This is a genomic window from Escherichia sp. MOD1-EC6162 (assembly GCF_002965125.1).
Lineage (GTDB): Bacteria > Pseudomonadota > Gammaproteobacteria > Enterobacterales > Enterobacteriaceae > Escherichia > Escherichia marmotae.
On the sequence record NZ_PTSB01000025.1, the window covers coordinates 22,595 to 40,580 of the forward strand.

At 52.0% G+C, this 17,986-nt stretch carries 14 protein-coding genes; 6 read left to right on the plus strand and 8 right to left on the minus strand.

Features of this window, described 5'->3' with window-relative positions; genetic code table 11:
* The first annotated feature begins 122 nt into the window (after positions 1 to 122).
* Positions 123 to 1,856 carry a phosphoethanolamine transferase CptA gene (locus A9587_RS18320; protein ID WP_105263835.1) on the plus strand — a complete coding sequence of 578 codons (1,734 nt, stop codon included), beginning with the start codon at positions 123 to 125 and terminating at the stop codon, positions 1,854 to 1,856.
* Between the two features lie 214 nt (positions 1,857 to 2,070).
* Entirely contained in the window at positions 2,071 to 2,922 is an 852-nt protein-coding gene (locus tag A9587_RS18325) for an AraC family transcriptional regulator (protein ID WP_000274587.1), read from the plus strand.
* Here the strand turns inward: A9587_RS18325 and A9587_RS18330 are convergent.
* The 5 genes from A9587_RS18330 to A9587_RS18350 are packed head-to-tail and all read right to left on the minus strand — an operon-like array spanning position 2,909 to position 7,858.
* On the minus strand, positions 2,909 to 3,250 hold the full coding sequence (locus A9587_RS18330) for a PTS fructose-like transporter subunit IIB (RefSeq protein ID WP_000323857.1): 342 nt from the start codon (positions 3,248 to 3,250) through the stop codon (positions 2,909 to 2,911). The genes A9587_RS18325 and A9587_RS18330 overlap by 14 nt on opposite strands.
* A gap of 1 nt (position 3,251) precedes the next feature.
* Positions 3,252 to 4,130 (minus strand): [formate-C-acetyltransferase]-activating enzyme, encoded by an 879-nt coding sequence (locus A9587_RS18335; protein WP_000175534.1) that lies wholly within the window; start codon positions 4,128 to 4,130, stop codon positions 3,252 to 3,254.
* Entirely contained in the window at positions 4,096 to 6,393 is a 2,298-nt protein-coding gene (locus A9587_RS18340) for a formate C-acetyltransferase (protein WP_000184814.1), read from the minus strand. Before A9587_RS18340 ends, A9587_RS18335 begins: the two co-directional genes overlap by 35 nt.
* 50 nt (positions 6,394 to 6,443) lie before the next feature.
* Positions 6,444 to 6,764: a PTS fructose-like transporter subunit IIB gene (locus A9587_RS18345; RefSeq protein ID WP_105263836.1), complete on the minus strand. Its 321-nt coding sequence runs from the start codon at positions 6,762 to 6,764 to the stop codon at positions 6,444 to 6,446.
* Between the two features lie 14 nt (positions 6,765 to 6,778).
* Entirely contained in the window at positions 6,779 to 7,858 is a 1,080-nt protein-coding gene (locus A9587_RS18350; RefSeq protein ID WP_001004461.1) for a PTS fructose transporter subunit EIIC, read from the minus strand.
* Between the two features lie 310 nt (positions 7,859 to 8,168).
* Here A9587_RS18350 and ptsP point away from each other — a divergent pair, with 310 nt between their 5' ends.
* The 4 genes from ptsP to A9587_RS18370 all read left to right on the plus strand — a co-directional run bounded on the left by ptsP (position 8,169) and on the right by A9587_RS18370 (position 13,350).
* Positions 8,169 to 10,670 (plus strand): phosphoenolpyruvate--protein phosphotransferase, encoded by a 2,502-nt coding sequence (gene ptsP, locus A9587_RS18355; protein WP_001185149.1) that lies wholly within the window; start codon positions 8,169 to 8,171, stop codon positions 10,668 to 10,670.
* Positions 10,671 to 10,681: 11 nt separating this feature from the next.
* A complete protein-coding gene (fsa, locus tag A9587_RS18360) occupies positions 10,682 to 11,344 on the plus strand; it encodes a fructose-6-phosphate aldolase (protein WP_000424828.1) in 663 nt (220 codons plus the stop codon).
* A gap of 10 nt (positions 11,345 to 11,354) precedes the next feature.
* Positions 11,355 to 12,458 carry a bifunctional L-1,2-propanediol dehydrogenase/glycerol dehydrogenase gene (gene gldA, locus A9587_RS18365; protein ID WP_105263837.1) on the plus strand — a complete coding sequence of 368 codons (1,104 nt, stop codon included), beginning with the start codon at positions 11,355 to 11,357 and terminating at the stop codon, positions 12,456 to 12,458.
* Between the two features lie 274 nt (positions 12,459 to 12,732).
* Complete coding sequence (locus A9587_RS18370) at positions 12,733 to 13,350, plus strand: DUF1287 domain-containing protein (protein WP_000647904.1); 618 nt, start codon at positions 12,733 to 12,735, stop codon at positions 13,348 to 13,350.
* A gap of 26 nt (positions 13,351 to 13,376) precedes the next feature.
* On the opposite strand, the gene yijE is transcribed toward A9587_RS18370, so the two are convergent.
* The 3 genes from yijE to metF all read right to left on the minus strand — a co-directional run bounded on the left by yijE (position 13,377) and on the right by metF (position 17,787).
* Positions 13,377 to 14,282: a cystine transporter YijE gene (yijE, locus tag A9587_RS18375; protein ID WP_001271260.1), complete on the minus strand. Its 906-nt coding sequence runs from the start codon at positions 14,280 to 14,282 to the stop codon at positions 13,377 to 13,379.
* A 93-nt stretch (positions 14,283 to 14,375) separates the two neighbouring features.
* Entirely contained in the window at positions 14,376 to 16,556 is a 2,181-nt protein-coding gene (katG, locus tag A9587_RS18380; RefSeq protein ID WP_000107702.1) for a catalase/peroxidase HPI, read from the minus strand.
* Positions 16,557 to 16,896: 340 nt separating this feature from the next.
* The gene (gene metF, locus A9587_RS18385; RefSeq protein ID WP_105263838.1) at positions 16,897 to 17,787 is read right to left on the minus strand and encodes a methylenetetrahydrofolate reductase; all 891 of its coding nucleotides are present in this window, start codon (positions 17,785 to 17,787) and stop codon (positions 16,897 to 16,899) included.
* Positions 17,788 to 17,986 lie beyond the last annotated feature (199 nt).

A 17,986-nucleotide genomic window follows, 5' to 3' on the forward strand; every position in this document is an offset into this window, starting at 1 on the left:
CTAACTCCCTCGTTTTCAATATATTTCTGTCTGCATTTTATTCAAATCCTGGATATCTCTTCAGATATCCTTAAGGTTTTACCCTTACATTCGGCGCTATTTTTTCGAGACAGGTTCTTACTATGCATTCCACAGAAGTCCAGGCTAAACCCCTTTTTAGCTGGAAAGCCCTGGGTTGGGCACTGCTCTACTTTTGGTTTTTCTCTACCCTACTACAGGTCATTATTTACGTCAGCGGCTACAGCGGTACTAACGGCATGCGCGACTCGCTGTTGTTTAGTTCGCTGTGGTTGATCCCGGTATTCCTCTTTCCGAAGCGGATTAAAATTATCGCCGCGATAATCGGCGTGATGCTGTGGGCGGCCTCTCTGGCGGCGCTGTGTTACTACGTCATATACGGTCAGGAGTTCTCGCAGAGCGTTCTGTTTGTGATGTTTGAAACCAACACCAACGAAGCCAGCGAGTATTTAAGCCAGTATTTCAGCCTGAAGATTGTGCTTATCGCGCTGGCCTATACAGCAGTGGCAGTTCTGCTATGGACACGCCTGCGCCCGGTCTATATTCCGAAGCCGTGGCGTTATGTTGTCTCTTTTGCCCTGCTTTATGGTTTGATTCTGCACCCGATCGCCATGAACACGTTTATCAAAAACAAACCGTTTGAGAAAACGTTGGATAATCTGGCATCGCGCATGGAACCCGCCGCGCCGTGGCAATTCCTGACAGGTTATTATCAGTATCGCCAGCAACTTAACTCACTGACGAAACTACTGAATGAAAATAACGCATTACCGCCGCTGGCTAATTTCAAAGACAAATCGGGCAACGAACCGCGCACCTTAGTACTGGTGATTGGCGAATCAACCCAGCGTGGACGCATGAGCCTGTACGGTTATCCGCGTGAAACCACGCCTGAACTGGATGCGCTGCATAAAACCGACCCAAACCTGACCGTGTTCAATAATGTGGTCACATCGCGTCCGTACACCATTGAAATCCTGCAACAGGCGCTGACTTTCGCCAACGAAAAGAATCCGGATCTGTACCTGACGCAGCCGTCGCTGATGAACATGATGAAACAGGCGGGTTATAAAACGTTCTGGATCACCAACCAGCAAACGATGACCGCCCGCAACACCATGCTGACGGTATTTTCGCGCCAGACCGATAAACAGTACTACATGAACCAGCAACGCACACAGAGTGCGCGTGAATACGACACCAACGTGCTGAAGCCGTTCCAGGAAGTGCTGAAGGACCCCGCGCCGAAGAAACTGATCATCGTTCATCTGCTGGGTACGCACATCAAATACAAATATCGTTACCCGGAAGATCAGGGCAAGTTTGATGGCAATACCGATCACGTGCCGCCGGGATTAAGCGCAGAAGAGTTGGAATCATATAACGATTACGACAACGCCAACTTGTACAACGATCACGTAGTTGCCAGCCTGATTAAAGACTTTAAAGCTGCTGATCCGAATGGTTTCCTGGTTTACTTCTCTGACCACGGTGAAGAGGTTTATGACACACCACCGCATAAAACTCAGGGGCGTAATGAAGACAACCCGACGCGCCACATGTACACCATTCCGTTCCTGCTGTGGACGTCGGAAAAATGGCAGGCGACTCATCCGCGTGATTTCTCGCAGGATGTCGATCGTAAATACAGCCTGGCTGAACTGATCCACACCTGGTCGGATTTGGCGGGCTTATCTTACGATGGTTACGATCCAACCCGTTCGGTGGTGAACCCGCAATTCAAAGAAACCACCCGCTGGATTGGTAACCCGTATAAGAAAAATGCGCTGATCGATTACGACACTCTGCCGTATGGCGATCAGGTGGGTAATCAGTAATTATCTACCAGGTGCTATTTGCCGGATGCGACGCTTGACGCGTCTTATCCGGCCTACAGATCGCGGCGGTAGGCCGGATAAGGCGTTTACGCCGCATCCGGCAATACAACTGCCGCAATGTTTACATCTCACTCCCATCAGGCCACACTTTTCAGGTGGCCTTTTTTCATAATGCCAGTTACTGTTTTCCCGTCTACATACCTGAGGGAATAACATGTATCACGACGTCAACTATCTGCTCTCCCGCCTAATCAACGGCCCGCTGTTACTCCGCCAGGTTTACTTCGCGAGCAGCAACGGCCCGGCCCCCGATCTCGCGTATAAGGTCGATTTTCCACGGCTGGAAATTGTGCTGGAAGGCGAGTTTGTTGATACCGGTACAGGTGCAACGTTAGTTTCCGGCGATGTACTGTACGTTCCCGCTGGCGGGTGGAATTTCCCACAATGGGAAACACCCGCCACGACATTTAGCGTTCTGTTTGGCAAACAGCAACTCGGCTTCAGCGTCGTACAGTGGGATGGCAAACAATATCAAAATCTGGCGAAGCAACACGTCGCCCGACGTGGCCCACGTATTGGCTCGTTCCTGCTACAAACGCTCAATGAAATGCAAATGCAGCCGCAGGAGCAACAAACAGCCAGGCTTATTGTCACCAGTTTGCTTAGCCACTGCCGCGATTTGCTCGGCAGCCAAATTCAGACAGCCTCTCGCAGCCAGGCACTTTTCGAAGCCATTCGCGATTACATCGACGAACGTTATGCCACCGCGCTGACCCGCGAATCTGTCGCGCAGGCGTTCTACATTTCACCAAACTACCTATCGCATCTGTTTCAAAAAACGGGGGCTATTGGCTTTAACGAATACCTGAATCACACGCGACTGGAACATGCTAAGACGCTACTGAAAGGCTATGATCTGAAGGTAAAAGAAGTGGCTCACGCCTGCGGTTTTGTCGACAGCAACTACTTCTGCCGTCTGTTTCGTAAAAATACCGAACGCTCGCCGTCGGAATATCGTCGGCAGTACCACAGCCAACTGACAGAAAAACCAACTACTCCAGAATAAGGTGCGTTTGCTGCGGCGCAGAAAGCACCTTACGAACAGCACTCATCACCCGATGAGGTTCGCGTAGAAAAGCGTAGATACCGCATTGTACATAGCGACAATGTTCAAAACGCTCGGCACCAGAAAGCTCGATATCTGTAATCAACAACACAACATCCGCGCGACGGATATTCTCGTCCGATAAGCGGTTCTCCGTTCCCAGCGCCCCCTGAGTTTCAATGCTGACGCTCCACTTTTCCTGCTGACACAACTTTTCCAGCCGTTCTGCCGCCATATAGGTATGTGCCACACCGCTAACGCAGGCGGTAACTGCAACCAGATATGCCATCCTACCCCCCAACCGTAACCTGAAAACCAGCCTGTTCAGCCATTTCACGCATCAATGCCACATCGGCTGACGACGGTGCCGGTATATCTTTCATCGACCATTCGCGCCCCAACAGACGGTATTTCGGTTCACCGTACTGATGAAACGGCAACAGGTGGATCTGCCTGATATTCAAAGGAATCAACACATCCAGCGCCTGCTGCATATTCTCTCTGCTGAGCGTATAGCCGGGGATCAGCGGCAAACGAGGGATCACATTGATACCTTCACTCACCAGCAAACGCAGATTCTCCAGCACGCGCGGCAGATTCATTTTCACCACGTCCCGCGCTCTTGTCGGGTCCATAATTTTTAAATCGAACAACACTTCATCGCACAATTTCGCCAGCGGTAGCAACCTGCTTGCTGGCGCGTCTCCGGCAGTTTCGATGGCACATGACACGCCCCACAGCCGCAGTCGTTGCAAAAAACGGGTAGCAAACTCCGCTTGCACCAACACTTCACCGCCAGAAAGCGTGACACCACCGCCAGACGTGCGAAAGAAAATGTCATCCTTCATCACTTCCCGTTCCAGAGCGTCGAGGCTGATATCACGACCAATCCGCTCAAATGCGCCGGAAGGACATTCATCTGCATCACGTAAACATTTCGCGCAATGCAGACATTTCGCCTCTCTACGCACCGTCTGGATTTTGCCGGAGATCGACTCCGGATTAGCACACCACGGGCACAGATGTGGGCAGCCTTTAAAAAAGACCACCGTACGAATACCCTCACCGTCATTCAGCGAATAACGCTGAATGTTAAAAATACGCGCCACATCCTCGCGGCGCGTTTCCACAACGTTACAACTGATGCGCTGTACGGCGGATAATGTCATCCTGAATTTCCTTCGAGAGTTCGACAAAGAAGGCGCTGTATCCGGCAACGCGTACCACCAGCCCCGCATAGTCCTGCGGGCGCAATTGGGCTTCACGTAACGTGTCGGCATTCACTACGTTAAATTGAACGTGCTGCAACTTAAGCTGAGTAAATGCACGTAAGAAGTCAGCCAGTTTGCGTAATCCCGCTTCACCTTCCAGGGTAGCCGGAGTGAATTTCACATTCAGCAACGTACCGTTAGAAAGCAACGTGTTATCAAGTTTACTTACTGACTTCAGCACCGCCGTTGGCCCTTGTCCGTCCTGACCCAACATTGGTGACAAACCACCATCAGCCAGTTGTTCTCCGGCGAAGCGGCCGTCTGGCGTCGCGCCAACCACCGACCCCAACGGGACGTGAGCAGAAACGGTATACGACCCCGGCGTGAAGTAGCCGCCGCGCGGGTTCTGGTATTTTTCCACTTCTTTGCAGTAATGGCGCAGCAATTCGGCGCTAATGTTATCCACCTCGTCGATATCGTTGCCGTACTTCTCAAAGCGGTTAATTAAACGAGCACGGATTTTTTCGCCTTCTGGCGTTTCGAAGTTTGCTTTTAATACCGACAACAATTCGTCAAAACTTAAACGTTGTTGATCAAAAACCATCCCTTTCAACGCATGGAGTGAATCACTCAGGTTAGCGATACCAATCCCCTGCACGCCGGAAAAGTTATAACGCGCGCCGCCGTCGGTAATATCGCGGCCTTTTTCCAGACAATCGCTGATAAACGAAGAGAGCAGCGGCACTGGTGCCCAGTCACGATGGCCGATATCGCAAATATTGCTGCCTTCAACCATCAGAGTGATGTAGTGGCTGATCTTCGCGCGAATTTGTTCCAGCAAACCGTCATAACTCAATGCGGAATTACCTTCATTCTCATGCAGGCAGATTTCCATCACTTTCAGCAGGTTAAACATCGCGATATCGTGCAGACCGTAGGTTCTGCCCGGAATGGATAATTCCACGCAACCGACCACTGAATAGTCGCGCGCATCTTCCAGCGAAACACCACGGTTGAGGAACGCGGGCACCACCACTTCATCGTTGAAGATTTGCGGAATACCAGTACCAAGACGAATGGTTTCTGCGGTTTTCATCAGGAACGGCGTGTCAATCAAGGCGTTAGTGCGCACACCGAGATTTGGCTGCGGCAACTGTACGCTTTGATAGGCGTCGAGACAGAGAAACGAAAGCACATTCACCGCGCTACGTCCGTTTTCCGTTAAACCACCGAGCAGTGCGGTATAGCCGGTCGGGAAACCTGCGAAATAGCGCGCGCTGCTGGTGGAACGTAACAGCACAATGTCATTACATTTCACCCACAGGGACTCGAGCAGTTCTTTCAGGAACGCCGGATCTTCACCCTGGGTCAGCGAGGCCTGATAGAACGGCAACATATACTGATCGAAGCGCCCTAACGACAGCGAACTGGCGTTAGATTCATATTGCAGAATGATGTTCATGTACCAGAACAACTGGCACGCCTGCCAGAACGTCTGCGGCTTATGTTCGGCGTTATGACGGGAGATCTCCGCAATAGTCAGCAATTCTTCCCGACGTTGGGCATTAACGCAGCTTGCTGCCATCGTTTCTGCCAGTTCGGCGTAACGCAAAATATGTTTCTGCGAGGCTTCCAGCAATAACAGCGCAGCCTGATAAAAGTGATTATCCGGCTGTTGCTGGCAATGTTGTTGCATCTGCGCCACCAGCTCACCCAGCCCGTGATTCAGCAGGCGTGGGTAATCAATAATGATGTGCCCCTGGCCTTTATCCGTCTGGTTGATGCTGAAAATCTGCGTACTGGTCGCCGCTTTAACTTCGTCCGTCATCTGCCCATTGATGAAATCTTTCATCGAGCGTTTTTCCCAGTACGGGAACAACTCTTCGCGATAGATACGTTTATCTTCTTCACTAATGGCGAAGCGGTCCTGCGGGCGCGTCGGGAATTGATCCAGCTCTTTCAGCAACCAGTAAGGATCCATTTCCGGCGACATAATCCCGGCGCGCGGTTTTACGGTGCGGTTACCGGCAATCAGTTCTTCATCACGAATCGAAATTTCAACATGTTCAAGGATATACGCTGTCGCTTTCGCCCGGCGCAATATCACCGGTTCGCCTTCGGTTTGCCGATGGCTGGCGGTATAAAGCAGCGCCCGCTCCAACGAGATTTCACGGGTATTGGCAAACAGTGCAGTTTTAAGGCGAGAGATACGATTCGTCATGAGGAACTCCTGTGGGAAAGCGAACCCGCCCTTGCGGGCGGGATAAGAACTTAAGCGGTTTGCGCCAGGTGAGCTTCAATTTTGCTCATAATGACGTCAGCGCGTTTTACTGCGTCGCTGATGTTGACACGCACGATGGTCTTGCCAGCAAAACGCTCTTCAAACTTGATGCCGATATCTTTGGTCAGAATCACCATATCGGCGCTCACCACGTCTTCCGCAGTCAGTTCGTTTTCCAGACCAATCGACCCCTGGGTTTCTACTTTCACTTCCCAGCCTTTTGCTTTCGCGGCACTTTCCAGCGCCTCTGCCGCCATATAGGTATGGGCAACACCTGAAGGACATGCGGTTACTGCAATAATTTTCGTCATGGCTCGTTCCTCAATTAATTAATTTCAAAATCCAGATCCAGGTCGTCTTCCTTCTCATCAGTTGAAGACCCATTTTTACGCGCCAGACTTTTCAGCACGTTAACGCAGATAGCCGTTGCTACAGCCCCAACAGCCACTGCCGCGATGTAACCCAACTTGCCTTCAACTACCGGCAGCACAATCAGACCACCCCAGCCTGCATAGCACTGCGCACCAACCAATGCCGCGGTGACCGTGCCACAAACAGTGCCCACCATGATGGAAGGGATCACACGCAACGGATCGGCGGCGGCGAAAGGAATCGCCCCTTCAGTGACACCAACACAGCCCATCACCAACGCCGCTTTACCGGTTTCACGTTCTTCTGCGGAGAAGTTTTTGCGACCAATCAGCGTCGCCAGCCCCATCCCCAGCGGCGGAACACAGATCCCTACTGCCGCGATCGCCACCACGGTATAAACACCCTGGGCGACACAAATCAGCATGAATGCATACGCCACTTTGTTAACCGGACCACCCATATCGAACGCCAGCATCAGCCCCATAATGACCGCCAGCATGATAATGCTGCCCTGCTGCATTCCCTGAAGCCACTGGGTCAGACTGTTAGTCAATGCGCCCACAGGCTCGCCCAGCCCCCACATCATGACGCCAGCGGTAATTAAGGTGCCGACGATCGGAATAATGAAGATTGGCATGACAGAACGCAGAACTTTATGCACCGGGATTTTCTTCAGGTAATGCACCACGATGCCGCCGATAATCCCGGCGATCAGCGCGCCAAAGAAGCCTGCACCAAAACTGTTACCGACCCAGGCACCAATAGCGCACGGAGCCAGCGCGGAACGTTCCGCAATGGAATAACCGATGTAAGCAGCAAGGAAAGGCACCATCAGCGTTAAGCCCGCGACGCCGATATCAAACAGTTTTTTCAGATTCGGATCGGCTACGGCATCTGGCACCGCACCTTTGCCGTACAGCATGACGGAAACCGCCAGCAAAATACCGCCCGATACTACGAAGGGAATCATGTGTGAAACGCCCGTCATTAAATGCTGACGAGTGTTTTTCAGTATCTGCACCAACTCATTCATAAGCTGCTCCTGGGCTTGCAAAAGCCCATGTCCATATTTTTTTGATGGGAGAAACAATAGGCAATCGCAAGCGGAGCAAACAGTGGATAAAAAGGCCATTTACTGGACTTTTGTAATGTCAGTACAAAAATGCGATCCGCCTCATAACTTGCGTTATCTCGGAATCATGCCGGAGTGGCGCGTCTTGTGAGACGCGTCGCAAATTGACGGTTACATTACATTTGTCCAGCTTTTGACAGATTTGTCACATGGCAGGCCGTTACCGTGCACTCTTATCCTGTAAACAGAAAACCTTACCGGGAGAGAGGCAATGGCCCTGATTGTGGAATTTATTTGTGAGCTACCTAATGGCGTACATGCACGTCCGGCAAGCCACGTTGAAACGCTGTGTAATACTTTTTCATCGCAAATTGAGTGGCATAACCTGCGTACCGATCGCAAGGGCAACGCCAAAAGCGCGCTGGCGCTGATTGGCACCGATACACTGGTGGGCGATAACTGCCAGTTACTGATTTCTGGAGCCGACGAACAAGAAGCACACCAGCGTTTAAGCCAATGGCTGCGCGATGAATTTCCCCACTGTGACGCGCCGCTGGAAGAAGTAAAATCTGACGAACTGGAGCCGCTGCCGGTTTCACTGACTAATCTGAATCCGCGCATTATCCGCGCCCGCACCGTGTGTAACGGTAGCGCAGGCGGCATCCTGACGCCGATTTCCTCTTTAGATCTCAATGCACTGGGTAATCTTCCTGCCGCTAAAGATGCTGACGCCGAACAATCTGCACTGGAAAACGGCCTGACACTGGTACTGAAAAACATTGAGTTTCGTCTGCTGGATAGCGACGGTGCCACCAGCGCAATACTGGAAGCCCACCGTTCGTTAGCGGGCGATACCTCTTTACGTCAACACTTACTGGCGGGTGTCAGCGAGGGATTAAGCTGTGCCGAAGCGATTGTTGCCAGTGCGAATCACTTTTGCGAAGAGTTCGCCCGTTCCAGTAGTAGCTACCTGCAAGAGCGTGCGCTGGATGTGCGCGACGTCTGCTTCCAGTTACTCCAGCAAATTTACGGCGAACAACGCTTCCCGGCACCGGGTAAATTGACGCAGCCAGCCATTTGTATGGCGGATGAACTAACCCCCAGTCAGTTCCTCGAACTGGATAAAAATCACCTCAAAGGTCTGCTACTGAAAAGCGGCGGCACCACCTCACACACGGTGATCCTTGCCCGTTCATTTAATATTCCGACGCTGGTCGGCGTGGATATCGAGACCCTTAGCCCGTGGCTGCAACAAACGATTTATATCGACGGCAACGCCGGGGCGATTGTGGTCGAACCGACAGAAGCGGTGGCGCGTTATTATCAACAGGAAGCGCGCGTACAGGACGCTCTGCGTGAGCAACAACGTGTCTGGCTGACCCAGCAAGCCCGCACCGCTGATGGTATTCGTATCGAAGTTGCTGCTAACATCGCTCACTCGGTAGAAGCACAGGCTGCGTTTGGCAATGGCGCAGAAGGCGTTGGTCTGTTCCGCACTGAAATGCTCTATATGGATCGCACCAGTGCACCGGGCGAAAGCGAGTTGTACAACATTTTTTGTCAGGCGCTGGAATCCGCCAACGGGCGCAGCATTATTGTGCGTACTATGGATATTGGCGGCGATAAACCCGTTGATTATCTGAATATTCCCGCAGAAGCCAACCCATTCCTTGGTTATCGCGCGGTGCGTATTTATGAAGAATACGCGTCACTGTTTACCACGCAATTACGGTCGATCCTGCGCGCCTCTGCTCACGGCAGCCTGAAAATCATGATCCCGATGATCTCCTCAATGGAAGAGATCTTATGGGTGAAAGAAAAGCTGGCGGAAGCCAAACAGCAACTGCGTAACGAACACATTCCGTTTGATGAAAAGATCCCACTCGGCATCATGCTGGAAGTACCGTCGGTCATGTTCATTATCGACCAGTGCTGCGAAGAGATTGATTTCTTTAGTATCGGCAGTAACGACCTGACGCAGTATCTGCTGGCGGTGGATCGTGATAACGCTAAAGTCACCCGTCACTACAACAGTCTGAATCCGGCATTCCTGCGGGCGCTTGATTACGCCGTTCAGGCAGTGCATCGCCAGGGTAAATGGATCGGCCTGTGCGGAGAACTGGGGGCAAAAGGTTCCGTACTGCCGCTGCTGATCGGTTTAGGGCTGGATGAACTTAGCATGAGCGCACCGTCAATTCCGGCGGCAAAAGCACGCATGGCGCAACTCGACAGCCGCGAATGTCGTCAGTTGCTTAACCAGGCGATGGCCTGCCGTACTTCACTGGAAGTGGAGCATCTGCTGGCGCAGTTCCGTATGACGCAACAGGATGCGCCGCTGGTTACCGCCGAGTGCATCACGCTGGAAAGCGACTGGCGCAGCAAAGAAGAAGTGCTCAAAGGCATGACCGATAACCTGCTGCTGGCAGGACGCTGTCGCTATCCGCGGAAACTGGAAGCCGATCTGTGGGCGCGTGAGGCCGTCTTCTCTACCGGACTGGGCTTTAGTTTCGCCATTCCACACAGCAAATCAGAACATATTGAGCAGTCGACCATCAGTGTGGCGCGTCTGCAAGCACCTGTGCGCTGGGGCGATGATGAAGCACAATTCATCATTATGTTAACCCTGAACAAACACGCTGCGGGCGATCAACATATGCGCATTTTCTCGCGCCTCGCTCGCCGCATCATGCACGAAGAATTCCGTAACGCGCTGGTTAACGCCGCTTCCGCCGACGCTATCGCCAGCCTGCTGCAACATGAACTGGAACTGTAAAAGGAAACATCATGGAACTGTATCTGGACACCGCTAACGTCGCAGAAGTCGAACGTCTGGCACGCATATTCCCGATTGCCGGAGTGACGACTAACCCGAGTATTATTGCTGCCAGCAAGGAGTCCATCTGGGATGTACTGCCGCGTCTGCAAAAAGCGATTGGTGATGAGGGCATTCTGTTTGCTCAGACTATGAGCCGCGACGCACAGGGCATGGTAGAAGAAGCGAAACGTCTGCGCGACGTTATTCCGGGAATTGTGGTGAAAATTCCGGTAACATCCGAAGGTCTGGCAGCAATTAAATTGCTGAAAAAAGAAGGCATTACCACGCTGGGAACCGCAGTCTACAGCGCCGCACAAGGGCTATTAGCTGCACTGGCTGGCGCAAAATACGTGGCCCCCTATGTAAACCGCGTGGACGCTCAGGGCGGAGACGGCATTCGTACCGTACAGGAGCTGCAAGCGTTACTGGAAATGCACGCGCCAGAAAGCATGGTGCTGGCAGCCAGCTTTAAAACACCGCGTCAGGCGCTGGATTGTTTGCTGGCAGGATGTGAATCCATCACACTGCCCTTAGATGTAGCGCAACAAATGCTTAACACCCCTGCGGTAGAGTCAGCTATAGAGAAGTTCGAGCACGACTGGAATGCCGCATTTGGCAATACTCATCTCTAAAGGAGCAATTATGGACCGCATTATTCAATCACCAGGTAAATACATCCAGGGCGCTGATGTAATTAATCGCCTGGGCGAATACCTGAAACCGCTGGCAGAACGTTGGTTAGTTGTTGGCGATAAATTTGTATTAGGTTTTGCTCAGGCAACCGTCGAGCAAAGCTTTAAAGATGCCGGGCTGGTTGTTGAAATCGCACCCTTTGGCGGTGAATGTTCGCAAAATGAAATCGATCGTCTACGTGGCATCGCAGAAACCGCACAGTGTGGTGCAATTCTCGGTATTGGCGGCGGTAAAACCCTTGATACCGCCAAAGCACTGGCACATTTCATGGGTGTTCCGGTAGCAATCGCTCCGACTATCGCCTCTACCGACGCACCGTGCAGTGCGCTGTCTGTTATCTACACCGATGATGGTGAGTTTGACCGCTATCTGCTGCTGCCGAACAACCCGGAACGCGTCATTGTGGATACCAAAATTGTTGCTGGCGCACCTGCACGTCTGTTAGCGGCGGGTATTGGCGATGCGTTGGCAACCTGGTTTGAAGCACGTGCCTGTTCCCGCAGCGGCGCAACCACGATGGCGGGCGGTAAATGTACTCAGGCAGCACTGGCTCTGGCTGAACTGTGCTACAACACCCTGCTGGAAGAAGGCGAAAAAGCGATGCTTGCCGCTGAACAGCATGTGGTGACTCCGGCGCTGGAACGTGTGATTGAAGCTAACACCTATTTGAGCGGCGTGGGCTTTGAAAGCGGCGGCCTGGCGGCGGCGCACGCGGTGCACAATGGCCTGACGGCCATTCCGGATGCGCATCACTATTATCACGGTGAAAAAGTGGCATTCGGTATGCTGACGCAACTGGTTCTGGAAAACGCACCAGTTGAGGAAATCGAAACCGTAGCTGCGCTGTGCCATGCTGTCGGCCTGCCAATTACCCTGGCACAACTGGATATTAAAGAAGATATCCCGGCGAAAATGCGGATTGTCGCAGAAGCATCTTGTGCAGAAGGTGAAACTATTCACAACATGCCTGGCGGCGCCACGCCAGATCAGGTTTACGCTGCATTGCTGGTAGCCGACCAGTATGGTCAGCGTTTCCTGCAAGAGTGGGAATAACCTACGCCAAACTCCCGGCTTGTCCGGGAGTTTGAACGCAAAATAGCCTGATGCGCTACGCTTATCAGGTCTACGTAATCTCTGCAATATATTGAATTTGCGTGATTTTGTAGGCTGAATAAGGCGTTTACGCCGCATCCGGCACTCTGTGCCAGTAAACTAAAACTCCCACGTTGTTCGGGAGTTTTTTATCCGCTTCTGGACATTTTCTCCACAGAACAATCGTTAGCCCGGAAGGTCGAATCTGTGACTCTTATTTTCACGGACGAAACAGATGAAAGCTTCACTGGCGTTGGTCAGCCTTCTAACGGCATTTACCAGCCACTCCTTAAAATCTCCCGCCGTTCCACCAACCGTGGTACAAATCCAGGCCAACACCAACCTTGCCATCGCAGACGGTGCCAGACAGCAAATTAGCAGCACGCTATTTTACGATCCGGCGTATGTGCAGCTTACCTATCCTGGCGGTGATGTCCCGCAGGAACGCGGCGTATGTTCTGATGTAGTGATCCGCGCATTACGCAGCCAGCAGGTAGATTTGCAGAAGCTGGTTCATGAAGATATGGCGAAGAATTTTGCCGAGTACCCGCAAAAATGGAAGTTAAAGCGCCCGGACAGCAACATCGATCACCGTCGGGTGCCTAATCTGGAAACCTGGTTTATCCGCCACGATAAAACACGCCCCACCAGCAAGAACCCCAGTGACTATCAAGCGGGCGATATTGTCTCCTGGCGATTAGATAACGGGCTGGCACATATTGGGGTGGTTTCAGATGGCTTCGCCCGCAACGGTACGCCACTGGTGATACATAACATTGGCGCAGGCGCGCAGGAAGAAGATGTGTTGTTTAGCTGGCAGATTGTCGGGCACTACCGCTATTTTGCTAAATAAGCGATAGCGCCCAGGGAAGACGCTCTTCAGATTTTTTTTACGCTGACGGCTTCTTTTTTCTTACGGCTTACCAGCGCCAGTGCCAGCACAATCAGCACAATACCGCTGCCTTCAACCGCGCCGGGGTTTTCACCAAGCAGCCACCAGGAAAAGAGTACGCCGCAAACAGGAACCGCCAGCGTGCTTAAGCTGGCAATACTGGCAGGTAAGTTTTTCAGTACAAATAGCCACAAACTCCAGGCCAGTGCCGTCGCCAGAATCGCACTGTAGGCCAGCGCCCAGAACACCGTGGGCTGCCAGTCAATTTCACGTTGCGGCACCAGCCAGGCGACCACACTCATCACCAGCGCCGCATAAAGCATCTGCCAGGATGTTAACGACAATAAATCCACGCGCGGATAGCGGGCATAAAGGCGTTTCGCAACAATCGCACTCGCCCCCCAACTGATGCCGGAGAGGATTGCCAGGATGGCGCTTTTCATCGAGGAGAAATCGAGTTGCCACGGCTGTAACACCAGCAATAATCCAACGGCGGCAATCAGAATAGCGAAATATTGCCCGCGTCGCAGGCGTTCACCAAGAAACAGCGCCGCGAGAATCACCACCCAGAACGGCATGGTATAGCTCAGGATTGCCACCTTCCCTGCTCCGCCGCTCACCAACGCCCATTGCGCCAGTCCCACCATCCCGCAGGTTTGTAACAGGGCAATAGCTAAAGTGTATTTAAACGGCGTCGGACGCATACCGCGACCACGTAATAAAAGGACGATGAATAAAACGAGAGCGCCAAAAATGCAGCGTAAAGCAGTAAAGTCGAAGGCACCGATGTAGCTGGTGACTTGCTTCATGAAAATCCAGCTATAACTCCAGATAAGTGTGAGCACAACCAGGCCACTGATTGCCAGTGGGTTGCTCTTTCCTGCGGCAGACATGAGAGATCCAGTGTGTAGTTTTCCTGTGGACACTATACGCTGGTAAAGAAACTTCAGCGACCGCCTGAAAGGCAGTCGCTGAAGGAGTTCAGATTACAGCAGGTCGAAACGGTCGAGGTTCATCACTTTCACCCATGCCGCCACGAAGTCTTTAACAAACTTCTCGTGGGCGTCGCTGCTGGCGTAAACTTCTGCCAGCGCACGCAGGACGGAGTTAGAACCAAATACCAGGTCCGCACGGCTGGCAGTGTATTTCACTTCACCCGTTTCACGGTCACGGCCTTCGAACAGCTCTTTCGATTCGTCGGTCGCTTTCCACTCGTAACGCATATCCAGCAAGTTCACAAAGAAGTCATTGCTCAATACGCCCACGCGGTCAGTAAAGACGCCGTTTTTGCTGCCATCGAAGTTGGCACCCAGTACGCGCATCCCGCCGACCAACACCGTCATTTCCGGTGCAGTCAGGGTCAATTGCTGTGCTTTATCGATCAACAGAGATTCAGTTGTAGCCTCACCCGCCGCAGCACGATAGTTACGGAAACCGTCGGCAACAGGTTTGAGCAGCTCAAACATCTCAATGTCAGTCTGATCCTGGCGCGCGTCTACACGGCCCGGTGTAAACGGAACATTAACGCTGATACCCGCCGCACTCGCCGCTTTTTCAACACCAACGACACCGGCAAGAACAATAATGTCGGCAAGCGACGCTGTATGGGAGGATTTGTAGATCCCTTCCAGCACCGGCAATGCACGTGCTGCTGCGGCATTAACTTCCCAGTCGCGCTGTGGAGCCAATGCCAGACGCGCACCATTCGCGCCGCCACGTTTATCCCCACCGCGGAAGGTGGAGGCGGAAGCCCAGGCAACAGAAACCAGCTCGCTCACGGAGAGGCCAGATTCAGCAATCGCCGCCTTAAGATTAAGGATATCTTCCTCGCTCGGGTTGAAGAACGCATGTGGCAGCGGATCTTGCCAGATCAGATCTTCTTTCGGCACTTCCGGTCCGATGTAGCGAGATTTCGGCCCCATATCCCTGTGCGTCAGTTTGAACCATGCACGGGCAAAGGCTTCGTTGAACGCTTGTGGATCATCGAGGAAGCGACGTGAAATCTTCTCAAACTCTGGATCAAAACGCAGAGTCAGGTCAGTGACCAACATCGTCGGCTTACGTTTCTTCGACGGATCGAACGGATCCGGGATAATTTCCGGAGCATCGACTGCTTCAAACTGGATGGCACCTGCCGGACTACGAGTCTGTACCCACTCATATTTGAACAGGTTTTCGAAGAAATAGTTGCTCCACTGAGTCGGCGTTTGCGTCCAGACCACTTCCAGGCCTGAAGTAATGGCATCGGCACCGACACCGGAACCAAAATCACTTTTCCAGCCTAAGCCCTGGTTTTCGATCGGTGCGGCTTCCGGATCAGGACCTACGTGCGTTGCCGGGCCTGCACCGTGAGTTTTACCTAACGTATGACCACCTGCGATCAGCGCAACGGTTTCTTCGTCGTTCATTCCCATATTGCCAAATGTCGCGCGAATAGCTGCAGCCGCGGAAAGCGGTTCACCGCTGGCATTTGGTCCTTCCGGGTTAACGTAAATCAGCCCCATTTCGGTTGCTGCTAATGGCCGTTTTGCCAGCTCTTCCGGATTACGGTGGGCAAGCCAGGTTTTTTCATCACCCCAGTTTACGTCGAGATCCGGTTCCCAGACGTCTTCACGACCGGCACCAAAACCGAAAGTACGGAAGCCAGAATTTTCCAGCGCCACGTTACCCGCAAGGATAAACAGGTCGGCCCAGGAGATTTTCTGACCATATTTTTGTTTGATTGGCCACAACAGACGACGCGCTTTATCCAGGCTGACGTTATCCGGCCAGGAGTTGAGCGGTGCAAAACGTTGCTGACCACGCCCCGCGCCACCGCGACCATCGATTGAACGGTAAGTCCCCGCGCCGTGCCAGGCCATACGAATAAACAGACCCGCGTAGCTGCCCCAGTCTGCTGGCCACCACGGTTGGGACTCTGTCAGCAGCTCTTTCAGATCTTTTTTCAGGCCGTAGTAATCTAGCTTGCTAAATTCTTTGCGGTAGTCGAAGTCCTCACCCAGTGGGTTAGAACGGTTAGAATGTTGGTTTAACAGGTCAACACGGAGTTGTTTTGGCCACCAGTCATGAGTGGTTGTTCCCGCACCGGCGCTCTGGTCATGACCGCCATGATGGAACGGACATTTTCCGCTAGCTGTTGTGTTATGGATATCGTCAGACGTGCTCATCAATATGCTCCCTCTACAGTGTTACCCTTAAGATACACAGCGTTAGAGAGAAGTTATAATTGAATTAATCCACGGATGCGATAGTTGGGATCTTACATATCATTAGTTAAAGAGGTGTAGATCAAAATGATCTTAAATAAGCCTTTTTGATTATGTCCGATTACGGATAAATACTTTATACAAAGAGGCTTTATCGCTGTTTTCTCCCTGTTCCTTTAAGGAATAAAGGAGAAAAAGCGAGTCAATAGTTTTGCTGGTCTGCCCCCTCGCTTCGAGGAGGCATTTTGTGCTTTGTTTTAATTTTGTGATCACTGTGTGATTTTCACCGAAACAAAAACACTTATAAACCCGGTCTAACACCCAGCGTATGGCAAATCGCGTAACTCATTTCAGCACGGTTCAGAGTATAGAAGTGGAAATCTTTTACCCCTTCACGGCTTAAAATTTTCACCATATCCATCGCGATATTTGCACCCACCAGTTTACGGGTTTCGGCGTCGTCATCCAGGCCGTCAAACATTTGTGCCATCCACGCCGGAATGCGCACGTTAGTCATGTCGGCAAATTTCTTCGCCTGTTTAAAGTTAGAGACCGGCAAAATGCCCGGAATAATTTCCACATCAATCCCCGCAGAGACACAACGGTCGCGAAAGCGCAGGTAGCTTTCGACATCAAAGAAGAATTGAGTGATAGCGCGGTTGGCTCCAGCATCCACTTTGCGTCTCAGGTTGAGTAAATCCGCCAGGGCGCTTTTCGCTTCCGGGTGAACTTCCGGATACGCCGCTACTGAAATATCGAAATCCGCGACTTCTTTTAACAGCTCCACCAGGTCAGAAGCATACATTTCCGGCTTACCGCTTCCCGACGGCAGGTCACCACGCAGCGCCACGATATGGCGAATACCGTTATTCCAGTAGTCACGGGCGATGGTGCGCAGCTCGTCGGGAGTCGCATCAATGCAGGTAAGATGCGGTGCAGCTTCCAGACCAGTACGCTCTTTAATACCTTTAATAATACTGTGCGTGCGGTCGCGCTCGCCGGAGTTCGCACCATAGGTCACCGAAACAAATTTTGGTTTCAGGCTGCTAAGACGATCGATGGAGTTCCACAGGGTCTGCTCCATTTCACTGGTACGCGGCGGGAAAAACTCGAACGAAACGTTAATCTGCCCCTGGACTTCTGCCAGACTCTGATTCAGGGCATCCCGCTGGCTGGCGTGAAAAAAGCTCATACCTTACCTCATCAATCGCTTGTAGTTATATGTTGTGTTGTGAACATCTATCCGTTTAGACGTCCAGATGTAAAGATGAAGGAAAAGCGGAGGAGCGTCAACCGAAAAATGACCAATGATGGTGAGGAAAAATCAGGAAAGATGAGAAAAATTCAGGATGGTAAGGAAAAGAAAATCCGGAATGCAAGGCAGACCGGAT

What these genes read in the sequence shown, in the direction of transcription:
- A9587_RS18335 (WP_000175534.1), bottom strand. Translation starts at nt 4,130, where the DNA reads ATGACATTATCCGCCGTACAGCGCATCAGTTGTAACGTTGTGGAAACG.
- katG (WP_000107702.1), bottom strand. Translation starts at nt 16,556, where the DNA reads ATGAGCACGTCTGACGATATCCATAACACAACAGCTAGCGGAAAATGT.
- A9587_RS18325 (WP_000274587.1), top strand. Translation starts at nt 2,071, where the DNA reads ATGTATCACGACGTCAACTATCTGCTCTCCCGCCTAATCAACGGCCCG.
- yijE (WP_001271260.1), bottom strand. Translation starts at nt 14,282, where the DNA reads ATGTCTGCCGCAGGAAAGAGCAACCCACTGGCAATCAGTGGCCTGGTT.
- A9587_RS18340 (WP_000184814.1), bottom strand. Translation starts at nt 6,393, where the DNA reads ATGACGAATCGTATCTCTCGCCTTAAAACTGCACTGTTTGCCAATACC.
- ptsP (WP_001185149.1), top strand. Translation starts at nt 8,169, where the DNA reads ATGGCCCTGATTGTGGAATTTATTTGTGAGCTACCTAATGGCGTACAT.
- metF (WP_105263838.1), bottom strand. Translation starts at nt 17,787, where the DNA reads ATGAGCTTTTTTCACGCCAGCCAGCGGGATGCCCTGAATCAGAGTCTG.
- gldA (WP_105263837.1), top strand. Translation starts at nt 11,355, where the DNA reads ATGGACCGCATTATTCAATCACCAGGTAAATACATCCAGGGCGCTGAT.
- A9587_RS18320 (WP_105263835.1), top strand. Translation starts at nt 123, where the DNA reads ATGCATTCCACAGAAGTCCAGGCTAAACCCCTTTTTAGCTGGAAAGCC.
- A9587_RS18370 (WP_000647904.1), top strand. Translation starts at nt 12,733, where the DNA reads ATGAAAGCTTCACTGGCGTTGGTCAGCCTTCTAACGGCATTTACCAGC.
- A9587_RS18345 (WP_105263836.1), bottom strand. Translation starts at nt 6,764, where the DNA reads ATGACGAAAATTATTGCAGTAACCGCATGTCCTTCAGGTGTTGCCCAT.
- A9587_RS18330 (WP_000323857.1), bottom strand. Translation starts at nt 3,250, where the DNA reads ATGGCATATCTGGTTGCAGTTACCGCCTGCGTTAGCGGTGTGGCACAT.
- fsa (WP_000424828.1), top strand. Translation starts at nt 10,682, where the DNA reads ATGGAACTGTATCTGGACACCGCTAACGTCGCAGAAGTCGAACGTCTG.
- A9587_RS18350 (WP_001004461.1), bottom strand. Translation starts at nt 7,858, where the DNA reads ATGAATGAGTTGGTGCAGATACTGAAAAACACTCGTCAGCATTTAATG.